Genomic DNA, 16,894 nt, shown 5'->3' with positions numbered 1-16,894 from the left:
AAACAGTAATGAAAAAGTCGATAACATTAATAGCAATAGCAATCATTTTGGTTTCTTGTGGTGTTTCAAAACGTGATTTTAATGTACAGCCGCAAGTAGAGGTAACCGATGATTTTCTAAAGGAAGAAATTACCGAGAAGGCCTTTACCCAATCTGGTATTGCAAAAGAATGGTGGTCAGAGTTCAACGACCCAATTCTTGACAGCCTTATCGAAAAGGCAAGAAGGCATAATTTAGATATCAATTCGGCAGTTGCCAATTACAATGCTGCGCGTGCTCTTTTAAAAGAAAATAGATTGGATAGGCTTCCTACGGTCACCGCTAACGGTAATTATACGCGCACCCGATTAGGTGAAAACGTTTTTGTACAAGGTAGCAACCCTACTTATAGCACGTATAACGCAAGTTTTGATGCTTTTTGGGAAACAGACCTTTTTGGTAGGGTAACCAATAGAATTAAAGGTGCTTACGCCAATAGCAATTTAGCACTGGCAGATATGCACGGTATGTATGTCAGTATATTTGCTGAGGTGGCCAATAGTTATATGCAACTGCGTGGCACTCAATATTTGTTGGATATCGCCAATCGTAATTTGAAAGGCCAAAAAGACACATACGACCTTACGGTAAAATTGTCCGAGGCCGGCACGAGTAATAGCCTTGACGTCTCCAGGGCCTTGGCCCAGCTCGAAAGTACCCGAGCCAGTATTCCCCCGTTGGAAGCTAGAATCGAGGCCTTAAAGAATGGTATAAGTGTCTTGATTGGTGAGGTTCCTGGTAACTTAGATGACGAGTTGATCAATAAAAAACCGTTACCAAGTCTTCCAGCTACGGTCGCCTTAGGTGACCTTCGTGAAATGCTAAGAAGAAGGCCCGATATTCGCCAGTCGGAGGCCGCTCTTCAAACTCGAATTGCAGCTTACAATATTTCCGTGGCGGAACTATATCCAAAAATAGAATTTGGTGGTTCGGTAGGTTTTTCTGCGGTAGATTTTGCAAATTTTGGCGAGAAGCCATCTTTCACCTGGTCATTGGTGCCCAGTATTAGTTGGGCGGCATTTAACCTAGGTAGGGTAAAGCAACAAATCAATAGAAACGATGCCTTGACCATAGCAGCGATCAATCAATATGAGAAATCGGTCTTACAGGGCTTGGAGGAAATAAAGACTTCTTTAAGCAATTATACCAAAGAGCTGCAAAGAAGGGAAATATTGAGAATTTCTTCGGAGGCTAGTGCCAAAGCCGCTGATTTTGCCAAGCAACGTTTTAATTCTGGATTGGACAGTTTTATAGATTACCTTAATGCCGATAATGTGTTGCTTCAGGCCGAGAATGCCCTGGCCCTAAGCGAAATTTCTTCGGCCACTTCTTTGATAGCCATTTATAAAGCCTTGGGAGGCGGATGGGAGATTATCTCTGAAGAAGAATTGAATACTAAATTTGAAACCATGCATTTGGCCAAGGCCGATGACAACTAACAAAACCAACAGTGTAAGGTGTGTCGGTAGTTAGAGACTAAGTTTCGGTACTACCGACCCATCCAAATATTTATGAGCAAGGCTGATATACCAGTTTTTGAAAATACTAATGACCTTCATGAGGCAATCGGTTTTTCCCATAGAAGCCACATCCCAAATTTCGATGTGTTTGAAGTGGAAGAAATGGGGGTTTCTGCAAGAAGGTGTATGCCGCCCTATCGTCAAGGGTTTTATCAAATCGGGTTACTGAACTATACGGGTACGAGCGAACTCAACCTGAATACCGATTTACTCGAGCTTGAAGAATTTCCCTTGTGGTTTGTAGTACCGGGTCAAGTGTTCTCGTGGGTGCGGGATGAAAAGATGTCGGGTTTTTATGTAATGTTCAGAAAAGAGTTTTTGATCAACACTTTTCCTGACCTTAACAAAGATTTTCCGTTCTTGAAGATGACCGAGAATAGTGTGATGATGTTGACAAAAGAAGAGCACGAATCGCTGAATTTTGATATAGAAAGAATGCACTCGGTATTTAAGAGTCCGCATCCGTATCAAGAAAAAATGTTAGAGGGTATGCTGGGATCTCTACTTTATTATTGCAAGGCGATTTATGAACGGCATAAAACGACGGAGAACCATTTGAGTCGGTCACAGATTATAGCGAACAAATTTGAGGCATTGGTCGATAAAATGTACGTAGATACGAAGAACGTAAGCGATTATGCAGACGAATTGAACATAACACCTAATTACCTGACCACGACCATCAAGAAATTGACCGGTAAAAGTGCGAAAGATATTATTCAGGAACGGCTTTTGATGGAAAGTAAAAGTCTATTAAAATATTCGGGGCTCGATATTGCTGAAATTGCCTATCGCCTGAATTTTCAAGAACCAACACATTTTACGAGGTTCTTCAAGAATTTGAGTGGTGTGACACCGAATCAATTCAGAAGAATGTAAAGTGAATAAAAGAGAGTGCGTATAACCAACTAACTAAATAGAAACCAAATGTTTTTAACTATGAAAAGCCATATACTAAATTTGTAAAATGTTTTAAAATGGATTGTAATGAATGAGAAGAATGTTGCCGTGGTTACGGAAGCTGGTAACGGATTGGGCAGGAAATTTGCGAAAATCCTTAAAGACAACCATTATCAAGTGGTACTTGCCGCTTGTAAAGGTAGTTACAAAAAGCTTTTTGAGGATGGAGAGGTTGAACCTGATTACGAACTGATAGAAGTCGATTTTACTTCTGAGAAAAGTTTGGCAACACTCGAAAAAACAATTTGTGAATCGTATGGTAAGTTAGATTTGTTAATCAACAATGCCGAGATTGTCAATGGTTTTGGTCATAAAATCGACCAGATACACATCGATGATATTAAAGATGTTTATGAAATTAACTTCTTTTCGGTAATACGGGTTATACAGGTACTCAAACCTTTGTTGAAAAAAAGCGATGACCCCCGTATTATTAATATCACCAGCTCATTAGGTGATATCAGTAAAATGAAAGATGATGGTTTTTGCTATTCCGGTTATAGCCTTACTGCCTATTGTACCTCAAAAGCGGCATTGAATATGTTTACCCACTTGCAATGCAAAGAATTTAAACCTTCTAAAATTAAAATGTATAGTTTTGATCCTGTTACGATGAAAAACTGTACCCATAATTCGGTCATGATCTGTGATGGGGTAAAAGATGAATTTGTGTCTATGATCAAAAGGTAAGGGCATTAAATTCTTCCCGAAAGTTGAGTCTGTTTATTTTTTAATTAAGACGGGTAAACTTATTCTTTCGACCCGCCAAGTTCGATTTCAAAGAAATATTTGTTCGACCATTTAGAAATACCGCCCGATGCGGGAAATATTTCAGCATACAAACGAACGCCGTTCACATTTTTCGGTATTCCAGACTTAAAGCAAAGGTCTTTCTTCACCGTAATGCCATTCTTAAAAGCTTTCAAGAAAATAGTTTTGTAGACCAAAAGGCCTGCCTCACCGAATTTTTGCAGTTTTTCCCCTGTGTAAGCAAAAGCTTCCGGAAAACCCTCGATTGCATCGACCAGAAATAATTGTAAGTTAAAAAGCTTCTGCTTTTCTATAACAAGAGGGCTAAAATTGATTCTAACCTCTGCGGTAAGAATTTCACAAATGGTTCTTTCAATAGGTTTTCTTTCCATTGAAAGTTTGGCATATTCAATATGGGCCATTCAATAATTGGTTGAGAGAAATTAGAAAAAGTAAAAAAGGAAAGGGCGGAACACTGACATCAATTCCACCCCTTCCAAAGCGACAATAATCAACTAACAAATCGCCGTTTAATCTTAATTCTCTTATAGGCCAGTTCTCTAATAGGCAGAACTACGCTTTCATCATTAATTTGAAGCGTTACGCTTAAATTGTCTAGGGACTCGATTTTACCTTCAAGCCCATCAATTTCTACCAAGTCACCAATTGCATATTTCTTGCGGGTATAGAAGGTGAGCAGTAATATGTTTATGACTTCTCGCGAACCGAAACCAAAGCCCAATGCCAAGGCCAAGAGAAAAGCGCCCATTATCATTGTAACATTGTTGGTTATAATCGTTGTATCGACACCCACTTGGTTTAGTGCTGAAATGGTGAAGAACACCGCAACTAGATAGAATATGATGGTTCCGATAAACTTGGCGCCATTGAGCCCCATTGAGCCAAAAAGCGTACTTATGGCCTTTTTGATTAGCGTGGCTATATAAATTCCGAAGATGAAGAGAATAATTCCGCTAAAGAGCTTGGGCAAATACCGCAATAGATTGCCTATTTCTGTTGAAACGATATTCCAATCCATAATATCGGCAGCAACCGTCAAAAAAATCAGATAGATGGCCCACTTGGCGAAGCCTAAGAGCACCTCTGAGATGTTTACTTGAATTTGATTTCCTTCAAGAATATCCAATTCGTTGAATTTCTCTCCAAAGCTGTCGATTTTTATTAGAAGTAAAATCTTCTTGAGCAGAACTAATAGTAGTTTGGTAATGATCCATCCTATAAGAAGAACGAAAAATACCCCAATTAGCTTAGGAATGGTATTACCGATTTTTTCGCCCATTGATTTGAAAGATTCCAATGTTACATCTTTCCATTCGTTGATTGTTGTCATAAATAAATTGGTCAGTGTTTAGTTTTCGTTATTGTCAAGTGTTCTGAAAAGCCTTTTGAGTGCAGCGGGATAATTGTCAGTTACGAAAAATGTAAAATCCATTAGTAGTTTGGCCATTGCAACATCTTTCATCACTTTTTGCCGCATATCAGGTGGTACGCTTCTGACGTTATCCTCCAATTTTTTAAAGGCATTGTTACTGTTCATATCATTTGATTTTATTGTATTCTTGAACCACTCTACTTTTGGCCCGTTTAAGTCTCATTTTAACAGCGCTTTCAGAAAGGTTCATCAGTGCCATCAATTCTTTTATGCTCGCATCGTCTTGGTATTTAAGTAATAGCATCGCCTTATCTTCCGGTCTAATGATATTCATTGCTTTCTTCAGCCGCTCTACCGATAATTGAAGCAGGGTCTGATCTGAAACATTCAATAAGATTTCATCATCTCGCTCATCGAGATGTCGGGTTCGGTCGGCCATTTTTCGTTGGGTATTTCTGTTGACGTGATTAACGCAGAAATTATATACGAATGAGTAGAGCCAAGTGCTGAATTTTGAATAGCCTTTAAACTTTCCGATCTTTAAATAGAGCATTAGAAATACATCTTGGGTCAAATCTTCAGCTTCAGCGGGTGTTCTTGAAAAACCGTAACATTTGTTGTATACTCTGCTGACATATCTATCATAGAGTTGACCGAAAATTTCTGGATCTTTGGTCTTAGTAACTTCTTTGACCAGTTCCTCATCGGAAATCGCATCGCGTAATGTGAACTTGCTCAAAACATGGGAACTTTTGGTTGTTATTTATTTAGACACCGATAGGTGCATTAAGTCACTTTTTTTGAAAGGAAAATTTCAAATAAAGTGAGTTTTGGTTTTAATTATTTAGAATTCAGTGTCTTACGAATTGTTTAAAAGGCCGGCAAAATTAATTAAAATCCATTCTTTGGGTGGACTCTATCAAATTGAATAGAGGTGATTTATGAATTACCAAGCGGTTCAAATTTGAATAAGAGATGACTTAAATGCCGAATTTTAGAAAAAGTGTAAGAATACAGATTGGTGGAAATCAGATTTACGTTAAGAATATATTGAAACCCTAAGTCATGTATTAACCCAAATAATTTTTTTATTTACTTTATAAGTGCTTAATTACATGTGAGTTAAAAAAAATTGCTGTAAGGATGTAATTAATCACGACTATTAATTAGATTTCTTTTTTCACCCGACCGTGCCGAGTAATTTAAACGACATATTGATTCGAGAACTCCGCTATAAGTTTGGTTTTACCGATACTTATATTGAAAGTGTTCAACACCCTTTGATTATCTTAAATGGTGAAGGAAATGTGCTTTTAGCAAATGATGCATTTTGCCATCTATCGGGGTCAGAAAGACCGGATTTGACAGATAGTAAATCGTCTCTAACCTTCGGAACTTCAAAAGGCAGTGCTGAGTTTCTTCAACACGTACAGAAAGTCTTTAATTCGGGTATTTCGGAAGAATTTGAAACAAGCTATAAGAGTACGAATCAAGTGGTAATACCTGTTATCGTTTCGCTGTCCGCCCTTTTTAACACACAGGTAAGTCCGATGGCCTGTTTGGTTTTGATAGAGCCATTGAATAATCTACATGGGCAATCAAGGCTAAAAGGAAATAAGGGTGAAATACTCGAGAATTTGAAATACACGCGAAAAACAATCGAGTTATATACATCCAAAAACCTTCTTGGAGTCTTGGACCGTACGCTCAACAATATTTCAGACGGTATCTTATCGTTAGATACAAAGTGGAGATACACCTACATTAACGACACGGCCCAACGATTGCTGGCGGTTAAAGGTGAAAACCTTATAGGTAAGAATATTTGGGACGAGTTTCCCGATTTGGTAGGCAGTGCCTTTTACAGGTTTTGTTATAATGCGGTTACCACACAAAGTAAACAGCAGTTACAAGATTATTACGAGCCCTTTGATAAATGGTTCGAAGTTCGCGCATACCCATATCCTGATGGGTTGACCATTTATTACTCCGATATTACCCATCTGAAAAAGATTGAGCAATTGCTCTCGGAGAACGAAAATTACCTAGATAACCTTATCAATACCATTGGTGACCCCATTTTTGTAAAAGATTCAGAAAGCAGGTTATTGATTGTAAACGATGCCTTTTGTTCCATTTTTAATCTCAAACGCTCCGATATCATTGGAAAATCCCTAGCAGAAGATGTTAATGAAGACGAAAGAGACAGTTTCTTAAAAATCGATAGAGAGGTATTAGAAACCGGATTGGAAAATGTGAATTTAGAAAGCCTAACCGTTCGGGGTACTGAAACCAGATTGATCTCTACGAAAAAGACACGATTTGTCGATAAAAATGGTAAGCGGTTTTTGATTGGGATTATTCATGATGTAACCGAGTTAAAGCGTGCCGAATCGAACCTAAGGTCTCAAAAAGAATACTCTGAAGCCCTAATAGAATCGATGCGAGAGGGTTTGGTGGTCTTTAACATGAAGACAGAAATAAGTAAAGTGAACCCTGCTTTTTGTGAAATGTCGGGCTTTACGGAAAAAGAACTTTTAGGTAAAGCGTGCCCTTATCCGTTTTCACCACCTGAAATTGAAGAAGAGTCGAACCGAAGGCATGAGAAAATAGCCCAGGGTAAAGAGCTCGAAAATTTTGAGACCGTTTACATGAAGAAAGATGGTACCAGGTTTAATGTTGACGTGATGGTATCAAGTTTTACCAATCCCGATATGACCGGTCAAACCTATTTTGCGACCATCATCGATACCACCGATCGCAAAAAAGCAGAAGATGAACTGAGACTGGCCAAAGAATTTACAGATAGCTTGGTCATGTCAATGCAAGAGGGGCTGATTATTGTGAATCTATCCGGTAAGATAATCATGGTGAACGATTCTACTTGTAAGATTTTAGGGTATTCGAAAGAGGAATTGGTCGGTATGGAATTACCCTATCCGTTTGCCAAGCCGGAAGATTTTGAAGAGATTGCCCGAACGAACGAAAAAGTTGCGGCAGGTGAGGCGCCTTCCTTTCATTTTGATTTCATTAAAAAAAGTGGTGAGGTTTTTAAGGCCACATTTCTAACGGGCCATATAACCGATGATAAAGGGGATGTTATTGCACTTTTTGGCACTATGAAAGATATTTCTGAAGAATACCGATCGCAACAAATTTTAGAAGACAGTGCTATTAAATCCTCCAAAAAGAAAGATGTTATTTTAAAACTGGCCAGTTTGGTCGGTGGGGGATTCAAAAATTCATTGAGCGAAATTACCAAGTTGGCCTCGACCACTTTGAATGTGGAAAGAGTAAGTATCTGGAGTTTGAACGATGATAGAGACACCATTAAATGTGAGCATCTTTTTACCCTAAGTTCAGGGCAGCATTCGGCGGGAGGTATTTTGAGCAAAAAAGATAACCCAGAATATTTTGAGGCCCTTGAAAAAAACAGGACCGTTCTTATTGATGATGCTTGGGAAGACCCCGTTACTAGGCGATTTACCGCAGATTATTTAAAACCGAGTAATATCCGTTCCCTAATGGATGTTTTTATTAGTAGTGCCGAAGGTTATTACGGCATTATCTGTTTTGAACATGTCGGGGATAGTAATCGTAAGTGGACAGCTGATGAGCAAGAGTTTGCCACTTCAATTGCCAGTATCGTGTCGTTAATGGTCGAGAGTAGTGAGAGAAAATTGGCAGAGGATAAGTTGATTGCAAGCAATTCGGAACTTTCAAAGGCCAATACAGAGTTGCAAAAACTTCGAAACAAATTGGAGCAGGAAAATGTATACTTGAGAAACGAACTTGATTTAGTTTTCAATTTTGAGGAAATGGTATATGGCAGCGCGGAATTCAGTAACGTTCTTTCCGAGGTCGAAAAGGTTGCCGAGACCAATGCAACCGTGCTTTTACTCGGCGAGTCGGGCACGGGCAAAGAGCTATTGGCCAGGGCCATTCACAATATAGGTCTAAGAAACGATCAACCGCTGATAAAGGTAAATTGCTCAGCTATTCCGCGAGAGTTGATAGAGAGTGAACTTTTTGGACATAAAAAAGGATCTTTTACAGGTGCTTTTGCCGATAAGGTCGGCAAATGTGAATTGGCCGATGGGGGCACTTTGTTCTTAGATGAAATAGGGGAGTTGCCAATTGATATGCAACCAAAAATTTTAAGGTTTTTGCAAGAGGGTGAAATCGAAATGATTGGCGGTACCGGTGTGAAAAAATTAGATGTGAGGGTTATTGCTGCAACCAATAGAAACCTTCAAGAAGAAATAAAGAAAAAGCAGTTTCGTGAAGATCTCTACTTTCGTTTGAACGTATTTCCCATTCAGGTTCCTGCTCTTAGGGATAGAAAAGAAGACATTCCACTATTGGTAGAACATTTTGTAGATAAGTTCAATAAAGAGTATTCAAAAAAGATTCAATACGTGACCGACAAGGCCATGGAAAAACTCAAAGCCTACGCATGGCCAGGAAATATTCGCGAACTTGAGAATCTAATCGAACGGGCCTCTATCTTATCCAATGGTGATACTCTTGTCATTCCCGGTTTTGATAATGGTGAAAAAAAGACAAAGGTCTCAATCAAAGATTCCGAACTATCCTTAGATGCCGTACAGCGTAAACATATATTTCAAGTACTTGAAAAGTGCCATTGGAAAATTTCCGGTAAGGATGGAGCTTCCGAACTTCTAGGGTTAAAGCCCAGTACATTACGCGATAAAATGTCTAAGCTGGGCATCAAAAAGCCCGTTTAGGGTCACGGTATTCCGTGATGTTTAAAATGAGAAATAGTAAGCTCACGGTATTCCGTTAACTAGAATTTTCTCACAAGTACTCGTCTGTTTTTTAATATCTCTGTAAATCAGTTTGTTACAAAACCGGCCATTCTTTTTTCAGGACTTTGGCATGTCAATTGACTTTCAAGTTTCTAAAAAAGGGAGAAGCATGGTTCAAATTAATGGGGCATCATTTAGACTTGATTCCAACATCATCAAATGTTCCATCGAAAATCATTTCGATTTAAGTTTTCTGGAGGAGGGTTTTTCAGAAGGGTTCTCTGAAAGAATCAAATTCTTGTCGAAAGGCAAGTACCTACCATTACTTATCGATCTTCGAGAAGTACCCAAAAGAGAACTGATCAACCTGTTTAAAATATTGTCCCCTTACAAACTGAATGATATTGGTATGCACAGACCAACATTCTTGGTACAGTCATTCTTAATGAGAATGTACCTGATGGTCTATTGTATTTTGAAAGGCAATGCCTTTTTTAATCACATATTCAATAGCTCGGTAAAAGCTGAAAACTATTGTATGCGAATGTCTGAAACCATCAACCCTACCGAAATTTAATTATGAGCAATGACCAAATGAAACTAGAAAATAATGCCTCATTTTGGAGAGACGATAGTGGCATACTATGCTGCAAGTTGATGAACACGAATGAAGCTAAAAAACTTGATCAGTTGACGGCCAAGAAGTATTTGAATGCTATGAAAACTCTTTCAAAAGGGCAGCCCGTACCAATTCTGTTCGATTTGCGAGATGTAAAAGGAACCATTTCGGTAGAGGGTGCACAACACTTGGCTCGAGGTCTTAATAATTTAGAGATAGCTGTCTGTGAGGTGTACGTGGTAAATTCCTTTGCCATCAACCTACTGGTTAGGGCTTATAAAAGAATTTATCACACCGAAATACCATATGCCATTTTCAATGACCTTTCCAAGGCAAAAGAACATTGCTTGAATTATAAAAAGGAGTTTGACCACCCGACAAAATTAAAGTCCTGATAAAAATTTTAGGGAAATATGCCTGAAGGTGAAAACCTTAATCGCTTAGAGTTATGAGAATAAATTTTATGTTGATAGATGACAACGAAATAGACCTTTTCGTTTGTCAGAGAATGATAGAGCTTGAATTGGGTAACCAAGATATTGCTAAGTATGATAATGCCCAATCAGCATTGGATGACTTGCTTTCACTAACGTTTTCAAAGGGAAATTCGAAAGCGGAAATGCCCCATATCATTATTCTTGATATTAATATGCCCGGCCTAAATGGTTTTGGTTTTTTAGATGGATTGTCTGAACTTAAAAAGTCGAATCGGCTGCCCGTAAAAACCATAGTGCTTTCTTCTACCACCAAACTTGAGTATATAATGAATGCCGAAAAACACGAGGCTTGTGACGGATTTATAGGCAAACCCCTGACCGCTTCGAAAATTAGGCAAATTGTCGAGGCTTTTAAGCCTGAACCCGATAACGTTGATCTCGGTTAATATATTGGCCATACCAACTGCTAATCAAAATAATTGGAACCAAAACAGTTTGTAAAATAGTTAGCCGAGCTTTTACCAAACTTGGCTTAGACAATAATGTTTCCCCATGAGTACAATAGAGTTGAACGACTTAATTGAAGATTTAAAACAATTTCAATCGAACTATTACCTTCGTTCAAATGCAATGGCGACCTATGAATTGATCAATGCCTATTCAAGTCGATTTAACTTCGAAAATTCGCAGATTAGATTGCAGTTCGAAGGTTATTTAGAGGAGTTGAAAAATTGTATGCTCGCTGAAGATATAAATGATTTTGCCCGCAAATATGCCTACGTTTTACTTAAGCTAATGTTATTGCTTAAAAGGCCTGATGCCATTTATCTTGAAGACTAATTTTCTCTTCTTATAGCTGTTATCCCACTAATTTTTAATGATAGCCCAGCTTTTCTCGAAAAGCATTTTATTTCGCCTTCTTTAGAAACTTTTCTTTACGACGCGAGTTGAGCGGAGTTAAGAGCTAATGTTATTTTGTTTATCTCTACAAACCAACCCCACTCATCAATCCATATTACTCATTCATCAATTCAAACTGCCAGTTCATGTAATAACTCAAGACCATCTCTCTTTAATGACTAGCATTGGGCCTTAATTACCGACCTAAACCAATTTTCAAATGCATTCAAGTGTTTCGGGAATAAGAATTAACGGATTCAATACTTTAACCTACTCAAGGCAGTTTAAGCAATTACTTTACATAAAAATGGTAATTGTCTTTTTTATCGCGCGACATGCTATGGCCCAAACCCCTACAGACGCCTTAATGATGCCTTCCCAAAATGCCTGTGTGTTGTTGAATTACGATCATGGCGAATTTGATCAGTACTGGGAAGGCGACTACCTTCGTGAAAACCTGACCATCGCTACGGTGAAACGCACTACTATTTTACCGATGGTCGCCATTGGTATTTTTGATGAGCTTAACCTATATGTTGGGCTGCCTTATGTTAAAACTAGGTCTACAGAGCCGAACGGGGGTAGGTTCAATGGGGCAGAAGGTTTACAGGATATTTCTTTCGCTTTAAAATATAAATTTTTTGAAAAAAACTCCGATGTGGGCCGATTGCGACTGTTTACAACTGTTGGCTTTTCTACCCCTGCATCTAACTACCTTTCCGATTATATGCCGTACAGCCTTGGTTTTGGAGCTCCTGAACTTTCGGTTAGGGGAATTGCACAATACCAACTTCACAAGGGTTATTACGTAAGGGGTATGGTCGCACATCTTTGGAGGGGCTATACCGAAGCTGAACGTGATTATTACTATAACAACGGAAGTTACTATTCGGCTACCATGGATGTGCCAAACGCATGGAACTTTGAGGCGGTAGTCGGCTCTTGGTTTTTGAACAATAGCCTTAAATTGGAGTTGAACTACGTAGGATTAAAATCGACTAGTGGAGACGATATTAGATCCTATAACGCCGCCCAGCCTACCAACAAGGTAAAATTCGATAGGGTAGGGTTCTCGGCCCAATACTACATTCCATCGATTAAAGGCTTGGGCTTGGTGGCCTACCATCATCGCATGGTGAACGGCCTAAACACCGCAAAATTCAATAATACCGGCATAGGTTTAACCTATCAATTCAACTATTTAAAGGAAAAAAATGAAGAAGATGAAGAGGAGTAGAGCTTATCGTTTAGTTTCGTTAACGGTCGTATGGGCAACTTTGTTTTCTTGTGAAAAAGATATACCGACCAATTTAGGTTTTGAAAGTTATGAATTCTCGGGAATGGATACCGATGGAGGAGACTGGCAGCCGATATTACTGGAAAATGCCGAAAGCATAGAAATAAATGCTCCGGAAGATGCTTCATCACAAAGCTATCTCAACGAAATCGCAGAACTTAAAACCGCTATTCAGAGTATAAATTCTGAGCAGGAAAGGGCCATTGAGTATTGGACGAACAATTCGGTGGTTCGTTGGAATGAAATAGCACTCGAACTGATAGCAAAATACAATCTCATTCCCGGACCGAATGAAGAAGGCGGTTATACACTACCCAACCCCAGTAGTCCTGACGGTCCACCGGCATTTCCTTTTGCACATCCGCCTTACGCATGCAGAGCTTTGGCCTATTTATCGGTGGCACAATTTGACGGACTGATTACTTCTTGGCATTACAAGCAAATGTACCAGAGGTCGGCACCTTATCAACAGGACAGAGATATTTCCTATTCGTACGAACCGAACGACATTCCTTCCTATCCTTCCGATGGTGCTGTGCTGGCGCGCGTATCTAAAAAAGTATTGAGCGCTATGTTTCCTTTAGAAAAAGATTATTTACAGGAGTTGGAAGAAGAGCACCTTGAAAGCTTATTGTTATCGGGCGGGAACGTACCAAGTGATATCGATGCAGGTGTAACTATAGGTGATAGCATTTCGCAAATAGCTTTAACCAGAGCCGCTAACGATGGTATGAAAAACGCCCAAGCGCCAAAAGCGGTTTCTGATTCTATCAAAGCAGCGGCTTTTGAAAGATTTGGGTGGCAGTGGGATAATTTAGAGCTGCCCACTAGACCGGTCGGTTTGACTCCTTTGTTCGGAAGAGTTACAATGTGGAACGTTGCCGATGTTGAATCGGTTCGTCCGACCCCTCCTCCTGCTTTTGATTCCGAAGAATACCTTAAAGATGTAGAAGTGCTAAAAGACCATGCCGATAACATGACCGAAGAGAAAAGGCGTATTGCCAACTTTTGGCAAGATGGTTTAGGTACCTATACGCCTCCCGGGCATTGGAACAGGTTTGCGAACGAATTCATAGTTGAAAGTAAAATGAATCCTTTACGAAGTGCCAGAACCATGGCCTATCTGAATATGGCCATTATGGATGCTGGAATCAGCTGTTGGGACGCCAAATACTACTATCATTACCCTAGGCCGATACAGAAGGTTGCCGGGTTTAAGACCATTGCGGGTACGCCTAATTTTCCGAGTTACACGTCGGGCCATAGTGTTTTCTCTGCTGCCGCAGCTGAGGTATTGGCCTATATTTTTCCAGAGAAGGCGAATCTGGTCAGAGGCTGGGCAGAAGAAGCAGCTATTTCTAGGGTGTATGGTGGCATACATTGGTCTTTTGACGCCACCGTTGGTACCGATCAGGGTCGGGAAGTGGCCCAATACACTATTGATGTCGCCAAGGCAGATGGTGCGGACTAATCTTGAGCACGACAAGAAAATTTTAATCCCCCAGGGAAGAAAAACTTATTCGGCCCAAATATTACAATATTCATGTTTTTAAAAAACACCTTTACGCTATTTTCATTATTCTTATTATTAACACAAATACACATCCACGCCCAAGTTGCGGTTACAGGAAAGGTAGTCGATAGCCAAACAAATGAACCTTTGATAGAGGCACAGATTACGGTAGGCTCCGAAAAAGGAGCGGTAACCGATCATAACGGAATTTTTTCAATGTCTTTAAACGAAGGAACTTATACCGCGTTGATCAAATATTTGGGTTACGAAGACAAGACAATCAGCATCAATACAAATAGCCCCCAATTGGGCACCCTTCAATTGAGTCTTCATAGTACCACCTTAAATGAGGTAATTGTCAGCTCATCCCCAAAGAGTTATAAAAGAGATTTTAAAGGCAGTAATTTTAGGCTTTCACCACTAACACTGAAAAATAGTAATCCGATAAGTACCGAAGAAATATTACGGACAGTTCCCGGGGTGAATATTGTAGGTGACATGGGGTTGTCTAATCGCCCCAATATTAGCATTAGGGGCTCATGGGGCCGTCGCTCAAAAAAAGTATTACTCATGGAGGACGGCTCGCCGTCTGCACCCGCACCCTACATTGCCCCAGGGGCATACTATAACCCGGTAAGCGATAGAATTGCGGCTATTGAAGTTTATAAAGGTGCCGATATGTTACGCTACGGACCCAATAATATGTACGGCGCTATTAACTATATAACCATGCTTCCACCACAAAAACCGGAACTAAGGGTCAAGCTGGTGGGCGGTCAAAGAAATTACAGAACCGGTCTGCTTTCATACGGTGGTACTTGGAACAATTTAGGAGCTTTGGTTGAAGGTGTTTACAAGACTTTTGATGGGTTTACAAACAATTCATCAGTGGAACTACTCAATTTGAACGCAAAAGTATTTGCCAAGCTATCCGAATCTCAATCTTTATATTTTAAGGTAAGTGGTCAGTTTGAAGATAATAAGGCTTCACTTAGTTCTATAACTCCCTTTACGTTTGGGTTAGACCCAGAACAGAATCCGTTAGATGCCGATCAGTTTACCATGCGTCGTTACGGTATGGATATTATTCATAAATGGCTACCTAATGCCAAAACCAGTTTTACCTCTAAGTTATATGCGTCTGACTTTGAAAGGGATTGGTGGAGACAGACGACGGCAAAGGTACAAGTGGTCGATGTTGAAGATTATGTCGGTTCAGAGATATTCAACCAGCGGTATAGTTATTTATCGGGCTCTGAATTCGGAGAAGAAGATTATGTCATTGTTGGCAGGGTGCAAAATGGGAGTGAAAGCACCACAGATAGCCGCTGGGCCTATACTGTTTCTGGGGTGAAAGAGACCTTTGATTTAGACTGGAATTTAGGGGAAGAAAAACAACACCTTGAAGTGGGGTTGAACTTTCACCGAGAGACGTTTAAGGATCGCTTTTTAGAGGCGCCAAATTCACGTTGGGCCAGACATGGCGACATCACTACCGATTTGTGGTACCGACTATGGTCGGTCAACTCGTACATACGAAATGAATTCAAATTCAAAAATTGGGGCCTTACGCCTATAGTGCGATGGGAGCATGTTGATATGTACCTCCAAAATTTAATAACGTTGGCCGAAAACCCCGATTTAGAGAGTATAGAAGAAGGCCGCGAACCAAATGTATACGACCAATTTTTACCGGGTATAACCATTGATTATGAATTGCCGAAAGGGGAAGTGTTCGGTAGTATCTATGAGGGAATGATTGCCCCGTCAAAGGTTTTCGGTTTTTTGGTTGAGCAGAACGGAGTAGTTACAAACCCTTTTGCCGGTGAGAGCATTAACATAAAACCTGAACTTAGTTGGAACCGTGAAATAGGTTGGAGAGGAAGTGTTTTCGGTAACATTTTAAACGGTCAACTTACATATTTCATCAATACGAGTAGAAATTTTTATGCAGGTGGTAGAAATGAGGTTTTCGAAGAATTAGGTAAGGTCAACGTTCAAGGGGTTGAAGTATCACTAAACGCTGAGCTCTTCAAAGATTCATTTCAAAGCCTTAATTTTTTCGGAAATGCCACTCTTCTTTATTCCAAGGTAATTGAAGGTAAACTTTGGGATAAAGATTTGTTTTCTCAAGTGATACATAACGCTGCCACCCAATCTGAATTTATTGACAAAGTGAACGCCAATCGTAGTGCTTTTGAACTTTACACGGTTGATACGAACGGTCAAGAAATACCGCTTGAGAATCAAACGATAACTGCTGAAGATTTTGATAGTATAAGCAAAAGTGTCATTATTCTAGGTGAAGATGGGGTTGATAACACAGAAGCCCCATACACGCCTAATGTCAATTTAAACTGTGGTTTTAATTATGACTGGCATGATTTGGCCGTAGGTATTAGTGGTCAGTATGTAGGCCAACAATATACCGAGTTCAATAACTTTGAGAGCGAATCTTCAGATGGGGCCATTGGTAAATTACCCGAGTATTTTACGTTGGATGCTTTTATGAATTATGATTTTGATTTAGGTCAAGGTTCTAAGCTAAGGCTCTTTATTAACGGCAAAAACCTAACCAATAAAATTTACAGGGCATCGAGATTGAACAGGGCTACTTCGGGCGTATTTCCGGGTGGGTTTAGGCAAATTATTTTAGGGGCCAATTTTTCTATTTAGTACATTCAGATAAAGAATAAC

The 16,894-nt window shown here is 39.7% G+C and carries 15 protein-coding genes; 11 read left to right on the top strand and 4 right to left on the bottom strand.

The genetic code is table 11. The annotated features are described in order from the left end of the window. Nucleotides 1–8 precede the first annotated feature (8 nt). From IL356_RS12690 to IL356_RS12680, 3 genes are all read left to right on the top strand, one after another. Nucleotides 9–1,478: an efflux transporter outer membrane subunit gene (locus IL356_RS12690; RefSeq protein WP_121848646.1), complete on the top strand. Its 1,470-nt coding sequence runs from the start codon at nucleotides 9–11 to the stop codon at nucleotides 1,476–1,478. 72 nt (nucleotides 1,479–1,550) lie between these two features. After that, nucleotides 1,551–2,438: a helix-turn-helix domain-containing protein gene (locus IL356_RS12685; RefSeq protein ID WP_121848647.1), complete on the top strand. Its 888-nt coding sequence runs from the start codon at nucleotides 1,551–1,553 to the stop codon at nucleotides 2,436–2,438. A 108-nt stretch (nucleotides 2,439–2,546) separates the two neighbouring features. After that, on the top strand, nucleotides 2,547–3,209 hold the full coding sequence (locus tag IL356_RS12680; protein WP_121848648.1) for an SDR family NAD(P)-dependent oxidoreductase: 663 nt from the start codon (nucleotides 2,547–2,549) through the stop codon (nucleotides 3,207–3,209). A gap of 59 nt (nucleotides 3,210–3,268) precedes the next feature. Here the strand turns inward: IL356_RS12680 and IL356_RS12675 are convergent, their stop codons facing one another. The 4 genes from IL356_RS12675 to IL356_RS12660 all read right to left on the bottom strand — a co-directional run bounded on the left by IL356_RS12675 (nucleotide 3,269) and on the right by IL356_RS12660 (nucleotide 5,401). Beyond that, entirely contained in the window at nucleotides 3,269–3,691 is a 423-nt protein-coding gene (locus IL356_RS12675) for a hypothetical protein (RefSeq protein ID WP_121848649.1), read from the bottom strand. Between the two features lie 89 nt (nucleotides 3,692–3,780). Further along, nucleotides 3,781–4,620: a mechanosensitive ion channel family protein gene (locus tag IL356_RS12670; RefSeq protein WP_121848650.1), complete on the bottom strand. Its 840-nt coding sequence runs from the start codon at nucleotides 4,618–4,620 to the stop codon at nucleotides 3,781–3,783. An 18-nt stretch (nucleotides 4,621–4,638) separates the two neighbouring features. Next, nucleotides 4,639–4,827, bottom strand: coding sequence for a hypothetical protein (locus IL356_RS12665; protein ID WP_121848651.1), 189 nt, complete (start codon nucleotides 4,825–4,827; stop codon nucleotides 4,639–4,641). Nucleotide 4,828: 1 nt separating this feature from the next. Beyond that, nucleotides 4,829–5,401, bottom strand: a complete 573-nt coding sequence (locus tag IL356_RS12660) for an RNA polymerase sigma factor (RefSeq protein ID WP_121848652.1) — start codon at nucleotides 5,399–5,401, stop codon at nucleotides 4,829–4,831. Between the two features lie 475 nt (nucleotides 5,402–5,876). Here IL356_RS12660 and IL356_RS12655 point away from each other — a divergent pair, with 475 nt between their 5' ends. The 8 genes from IL356_RS12655 (at nucleotide 5,877) to IL356_RS12620 (ending at nucleotide 16,873) form a co-directional block, all read left to right on the top strand. Next, nucleotides 5,877–9,410, top strand: coding sequence for a PAS domain S-box protein (locus tag IL356_RS12655; RefSeq protein WP_162987876.1), 3,534 nt, complete (start codon nucleotides 5,877–5,879; stop codon nucleotides 9,408–9,410). 190 nt (nucleotides 9,411–9,600) lie between these two features. Further along, the gene (locus tag IL356_RS12650; protein ID WP_162987877.1) at nucleotides 9,601–10,008 is read left to right on the top strand and encodes a hypothetical protein; all 408 of its coding nucleotides are present in this window, start codon (nucleotides 9,601–9,603) and stop codon (nucleotides 10,006–10,008) included. A gap of 2 nt (nucleotides 10,009–10,010) precedes the next feature. Beyond that, nucleotides 10,011–10,445, top strand: coding sequence for a DUF7793 family protein (locus IL356_RS12645; protein WP_121848655.1), 435 nt, complete (start codon nucleotides 10,011–10,013; stop codon nucleotides 10,443–10,445). Nucleotides 10,446–10,498: 53 nt separating this feature from the next. Beyond that, on the top strand, nucleotides 10,499–10,933 hold the full coding sequence (locus tag IL356_RS12640; protein WP_121848656.1) for a response regulator: 435 nt from the start codon (nucleotides 10,499–10,501) through the stop codon (nucleotides 10,931–10,933). Nucleotides 10,934–11,039: 106 nt separating this feature from the next. Beyond that, nucleotides 11,040–11,327 carry a hypothetical protein gene (locus IL356_RS12635; RefSeq protein ID WP_121848657.1) on the top strand — a complete coding sequence of 96 codons (288 nt, stop codon included), beginning with the start codon at nucleotides 11,040–11,042 and terminating at the stop codon, nucleotides 11,325–11,327. 280 nt (nucleotides 11,328–11,607) lie between these two features. Beyond that, complete coding sequence (locus IL356_RS12630) at nucleotides 11,608–12,624, top strand: transporter (protein ID WP_121848658.1); 1,017 nt, start codon at nucleotides 11,608–11,610, stop codon at nucleotides 12,622–12,624. Continuing rightward, nucleotides 12,611–14,155, top strand: a complete 1,545-nt coding sequence (locus tag IL356_RS12625) for a vanadium-dependent haloperoxidase (protein ID WP_205601286.1) — start codon at nucleotides 12,611–12,613, stop codon at nucleotides 14,153–14,155. Before IL356_RS12630 ends, IL356_RS12625 begins: the two co-directional genes overlap by 14 nt. A gap of 72 nt (nucleotides 14,156–14,227) precedes the next feature. Beyond that, a complete protein-coding gene (locus tag IL356_RS12620) occupies nucleotides 14,228–16,873 on the top strand; it encodes a TonB-dependent receptor (protein WP_121848660.1) in 2,646 nt (881 codons plus the stop codon). Nucleotides 16,874–16,894: the final 21 nt, after the last annotated feature.

Source organism: Euzebyella marina, assembly GCF_014855515.1.
GTDB classification, from domain to species: domain Bacteria; phylum Bacteroidota; class Bacteroidia; order Flavobacteriales; family Flavobacteriaceae; genus Euzebyella; species Euzebyella marina.
Note: the sequence above shows the minus strand (reverse complement) of the source record. Positions and strands in the feature narration are given on the sequence as shown.